Genomic DNA, 5,190 nt, shown 5'->3' on the forward strand with positions numbered 1-5,190 from the left:
AAGGGTTTAGTTTCAGATGGAGTGGGGGCTTTGGCAGTCAAAAATATCTACTACGATGTTTTGCCAGATGAAGTTATAGAATACGCAAATGATATGGATTTCCCTATTTTTATGTTCGATAAAAAAGGCTCTTATTATGAAGATATAGTCACTGAAATTTACGACAAAAACAAACAGAAAAACAGTATGAGCTTTAAAGAGGCAAAGATAAGGATTTTATTGAAGGAAGAACTCGATAAATCCAGCGTAAAAAATATGGCGAAGGATTTTAATATTTCTTTTAAAAACAATTTATTTTCTATATGCTTAAAACCTAAGAAATATATAGAAGAAAATAGTTTATCTAGTATAATAAATACTTTAAATAGAGATTTGGGAATAAGTCATGCGGCATATAGATACCATGGAGCTATATTTATTGTATATACCTATGAAGATAAGCATAGAGAAAAAAATGATATTGACTTTAATAAATTAGTCGGTCTTGCAATGTCTAGTTTATTTATAAATTTAAGTGATTACTATATAGGAATTAGTAATTTTCACAAAAATATAGATGAATTAAATTTGGCACTTAAGGAAGCTATGTATGCTATGAGGGTAGCCTCTATAGAAGAACAAAATAAAAAATATTATTATGAGATAGGTGTTTATAAGATATTGATGCCATCTTATGGTGATAGCCATATGAGGAGTTTTTACAATGAGACTGTTGGGAAAATAAAACAATACGATCAGAAGTACAATACAGAATTATTAGATACTTCTATAGCTTACATCAAATCAGGAGGAAATATAAAGGAAACTGCAAAAATAATAAACCTTCACGAAAACACAGTTAGATATAGAATTAGCAAATTAAAAGATATATTTGGAATGAAAAATTCAGAGTTTGAATTTTATGAGCAGTTATCACTTGGAGTAAAGTTATATATGATATATCAAAATATATAGAAGTTCATATGAAGATGTTTGTAATTATTACAAAAATTTTACGAAAAAATTTAAATTTATACAAAAACTTAATCTCTCTATTTTTATATAATTATCTCATCAGATAATTGTAAAGGAGAGTGGTTAGATTGAAAAATAACAGAGAATTATTTTATAAAGTTTGTTTAATATTATGTGCTATCATATGGGGAAGTACATTTGTCGTTATAAAAGATGCTACAAATACAATGTCATCGGCATTTATAAATGCTTCTAGATTTACGATAGCTACAATTATTTTATTTGTAGTTTATTTTAAAAAGATAAAAAATATGAGTAAAACAGAGTTGAAACACGGAATTATGATGGGGGTTGCGCTATTTGGAGGATACTATCTACAAGTATTAGGAATGGAATACGGTTCAACAGCAGGTAAATGTGCCTTTTTATCAGCTACATTCTGTGTAATGGTGCCTTTTTTATCTTGGGCAGTTTTCAAGAGAAAACCAGATAAATATAGTGTAATATCAGCGATTATATGCGTAATAGGTGTAGCGCTTGTTTCTATTGAAAAAGGAGCTAAAATCACATTAGGTGATGGAATTATTTTAGTATCTACTTTCTTCTATGCTGTAAATATTATGCTTACAGCCGAGTTTTCAAGCAAAGAGGGCAACGATTCTACAATTCTTGCCTTTCTACAAATAGCAGTAGTGGCAGTTTTAGGATGGGCAGTTGTAATAGCTAAACAAGATATGCCAGTAGTTTATACTAAAGGCGCAGTTTTAGGAATAATCTATTTAGGTGTATTTGCTACAGCTTTATGCTTATTAATTCAAGTAGTAGCTTTAGAAAAAATTAATTCAACATCAGCATCTATTATTTTAAGTCTTGAATCTGTGTTTGGTGTTATAATTTCTATATTATTCTACAATGAAGTCTTAACAGCTAAGCTATTGGCGGGATTTGTTGTGATTTTTATAGGAATAATTATTTGTGAGACTAAGTTGAGCTTTACAACAAGTAAGTTAAGCAAAATAAAACATATTTTTAAAGATAAAAATAGATATTCTATATTTACTCCTGAAAATTTATATAAATAATATACCAAAAGTCCTCTAGAATTTTAGAGGATTTTTTAATATGCATATTTAACTTGGAATGAATATTTTGTATTATGTTATAATGTTAAATAAGGATTTTACAGATAAATATTTTAATTAAAATAAGAGGTTTTACTATGAAGGATATAATTGAAAAAACTTTAGATACAGGTCGTAAAATAGCGATGATGGCTATTTTAACTTATGGAGCGATTAGAATTTTCGAAGATGAAGATGAAAAAACTGCAAGGATAAAGGAAAGTGAAAAGACCAAAAGAAAAAAATCAAAATATAAAAACAAGAGAAAGGCGAAAATAAAAAAAGCAAAATATAAAAATGCTAGAAAAGCAAAAAAATCAAAGTACAAAAATAAAATGAAAATTAAAAAATTTAAATTTAAAAATTCGAAGGGAGAATAATTTTAATATGAGGCTGAGACCATATAAAAAAACAGATGAAAAATATTTATTAAGATGGTTTGACGATGAGAGAAAATTTTATATGTGGAGTGCGGGAATTTACAAATATCCATTAGATGAAAAGCAATTGTCTAAGCATAGACAGACATTTGAGGATGATGAAAATGGATGGATTTTTATGATGCTAGATGAAGTTGGAATACCAATAGGTCATGTAGCTATAAAAAATGTTGATTATAAAGCTAATAGTGCTCATATTGGATTTATCGTAGTAGATCCAGAACAAAGAGGAAAAGGATATGGAAAGAAACTTGTTAATTTAATAACAAAATATGCTTTTGATATTTTAAATGTGGATAGAGTTACATTGAATGTTTTTGAGGTGAATCCAGTAGCTAAGAAATGCTATGAATCTGTAGGCTTCAAGGTAGAATCGAGAAAAAAAGCTATGTTGAAATATAATGATGAAGAATGGGATGCATACTTTATGATTAAAAATAAGTAATATAAATCTATATATAGTATATTGTATACATAAAATTTAAATATTATAAAATAATAATGTTATAAAATTGACAAATTTTTGAAAATTATTTATTATAGAAGCATAAAATTTATATTTTAATATATAAATTATTTTAGGGTTAAAATTAGTTTGCAATGGGGCATCTTAGTATTTTAGGGTGTCTCTTTATGTTTTTAGGGGGAAAAATTATGAATGAAAAGTTTGTCAATATGGTTATTGATAAAAGCGAAGGATCAAGATTTCTTGTGTCAGATAAGAGCATAGATACTATTAATTTATCTAATTTATCAAGCGACAGACAAACCTCTATTGCTAGAATTAATATAAAAGACGAGGTTACTACTGTATGTCTTTATCAAAACGGGAAATCAAAAGGAACTATAAGTCTTAATATCGGTGTGGATCAAGTAAAAATAGATTCAAACAGTAATATAATTACTTATCTAAATAATGATATTAGGGACTTAGCCAGACTTTACAATATAAATTTACAAGAAGGTGAAATCACTGATGTTGATAAAATTAGAGGTCTTTGTAAAATATTAGCAGATATAATGATTACTACAATTCATCTAAATGATTATTCTTGGGGATTTTCTAAGATGGTAATCAACGGTGGAAAATCATTTGAAGAGGATTTCTCACCAAATATAATTATATTTACGGGAATTGCTTCAAAATATATTTTTGCCGATAAACAAGAGGATGTATTTATGGATGGAAATCTAGGTATGTTGTTATATCAAGAAATTAATAATTGCAATATCTAATAAATCAATACAGTTGATATAAAATTTTATACATTACTGTATAATAAAAATTAATTGCTAATAACCATATTATAACTGAGCTTTTATGTTATTTACGATGTAAAAGCTCAGTTATTTTTTTAAATAAGTGATATAATAGTTTAGAAGTATTATAAATTTTATATCGGTAGGTGAAGCAATGAAGGATAAAGTGAAAATAATTATTTTAGCGATAATTATAATTTTATGGATGGCATTTATATTTAGTATGTCAGCTAAGAATGCAACACAATCCTCGAATATAAGTGGGGGATTTACATACGATGTTCTAAATACATTCTTTTCGAATTTTAGAGGATTAGATAAATCTATTCAAGATAATATAGTAGAAGACATGCAATTTATAGTTAGAAAAGGAGCTCATTTTAGTGCATATGCCGTATTAGGAGGTCTTTGCTTTGTAGAATCTATATATTTAAAAAGGTTTAATTTCAAGAATGAGTTTATAGCTGCATTTTTGATATCAGTACTATATGCAGTTTCTGATGAAATCCACCAATATTTTGTGCCAGGTCGTGCTTGTGAGTTTAGAGATGTGGTAATCGATAGCTGTGGAGTATTATTTGGGATAACTGTAGTTGTAGTATTTAATATAATAAAAAATAAATTAAAAAAATCTATACCAAGATAGGAGTTGAAATAAATGAATGCGTTAAGTGAAAAAATATTTTTAAAATTAGAAATGCCAAATAACGAAAATAGAAAAAGCGATAGAGATAAAATTTTTAAAGCGCTAAAGGAAAAATACGATAATGTCACTATTCCTTATAATATAATAAAAAAATTATATCCTATGTGCAGAGAGGCTAATTTTGAGATAACTGTTACATTAGTAAAACGCGATTATGATTGGGTAGTTACTGATGTTGAACCAGGGGATACAACAAGTAGAAATTATGGATTGTGCGTAGATTTGGGAAGCACAACTGTAATTATGAGATTAGTAGATTTAAAGACAGGAGATATAATTTCAGAAGAAAGTATATTTAACAAGCAAATTGCCTTTGGAGAAGATATATTAAATAGAATATTCTATACTAGAAATTCAAAAGAAAAATTACACGAAATACACAAAGCGACAACAGATACTTTTAAGGAATTAATTGATATAATAGAAGAAAAAACTGGCATAACAGGAGAAGATGTAAGTATTATGACAGTAGCAGGAAACACTACAATGATTCATTTTTTACTTGATATAGATCCATGGACTATATTCCAAACACCTTATACACCAGTATTTAATCAAACTAGCTTTATAAAGGCTGAAGAAATTGATATTCCTATAAAGGGATATGTCTACTGCTTCCCATCAGTAGCGAATTACTTTGGTGGCGATATAGTAAGTGGAATGCTATATACAGAAATACATAAAAGACAGGAGATTTCAGCATTTATAG

At 27.5% G+C, this 5,190-nt stretch carries 6 protein-coding genes and 1 pseudogene; all 7 read left to right on the plus strand.

Annotation, left to right across the window (positions count from 1 at the left end; translation table 11 throughout):
* Window positions 1-954: helix-turn-helix domain-containing protein (locus tag SPD90_RS12665; protein WP_320925465.1), on the plus strand; the 954-nt coding region annotated here is incomplete at its 5' end.
* 128 nt (window positions 955-1,082) lie between these two features.
* Window positions 1,083-2,036, plus strand: a complete 954-nt coding sequence (locus SPD90_RS12670; protein ID WP_320625438.1) for a DMT family transporter — start codon at window positions 1,083-1,085, stop codon at window positions 2,034-2,036.
* Between the two features lie 137 nt (window positions 2,037-2,173).
* Window positions 2,174-2,455 carry a hypothetical protein gene (locus tag SPD90_RS12675; protein ID WP_320925466.1) on the plus strand — a complete coding sequence of 94 codons (282 nt, stop codon included), beginning with the start codon at window positions 2,174-2,176 and terminating at the stop codon, window positions 2,453-2,455.
* Window positions 2,456-2,462: 7 nt separating this feature from the next.
* The gene (locus SPD90_RS12680; RefSeq protein ID WP_320925467.1) at window positions 2,463-2,960 is read left to right on the plus strand and encodes a GNAT family N-acetyltransferase; all 498 of its coding nucleotides are present in this window, start codon (window positions 2,463-2,465) and stop codon (window positions 2,958-2,960) included.
* Between the two features lie 209 nt (window positions 2,961-3,169).
* On the plus strand, window positions 3,170-3,751 hold the full coding sequence (locus SPD90_RS12685) for an ethanolamine ammonia-lyase reactivating factor EutA (protein WP_320925468.1): 582 nt from the start codon (window positions 3,170-3,172) through the stop codon (window positions 3,749-3,751).
* Window positions 3,752-3,929: 178 nt separating this feature from the next.
* Entirely contained in the window at window positions 3,930-4,421 is a 492-nt protein-coding gene (locus tag SPD90_RS12690) for a VanZ family protein (RefSeq protein WP_320925469.1), read from the plus strand.
* Window positions 4,422-4,433: 12 nt separating this feature from the next.
* Window positions 4,434-5,190 (plus strand): annotated as a pseudogene (locus tag SPD90_RS12695) (hypothetical protein); the annotation flags it as partial.

The organism is Intestinibacter sp., assembly GCF_034113885.1.
Taxonomy (GTDB): Bacteria; Bacillota; Clostridia; order Peptostreptococcales; family Peptostreptococcaceae; genus Intestinibacter.

Bases quoted from the DNA above. Each gene is read 5' to 3' on its own strand.
- SPD90_RS12675 (WP_320925466.1), top strand. From the start codon at position 2,174: ATGAAGGATATAATTGAAAAAACTTTAGATACAGGTCGTAAAATAGCG.
- SPD90_RS12680 (WP_320925467.1), top strand. From the start codon at position 2,463: ATGAGGCTGAGACCATATAAAAAAACAGATGAAAAATATTTATTAAGA.
- SPD90_RS12690 (WP_320925469.1), top strand. From the start codon at position 3,930: ATGAAGGATAAAGTGAAAATAATTATTTTAGCGATAATTATAATTTTA.
- SPD90_RS12685 (WP_320925468.1), top strand. From the start codon at position 3,170: ATGAATGAAAAGTTTGTCAATATGGTTATTGATAAAAGCGAAGGATCA.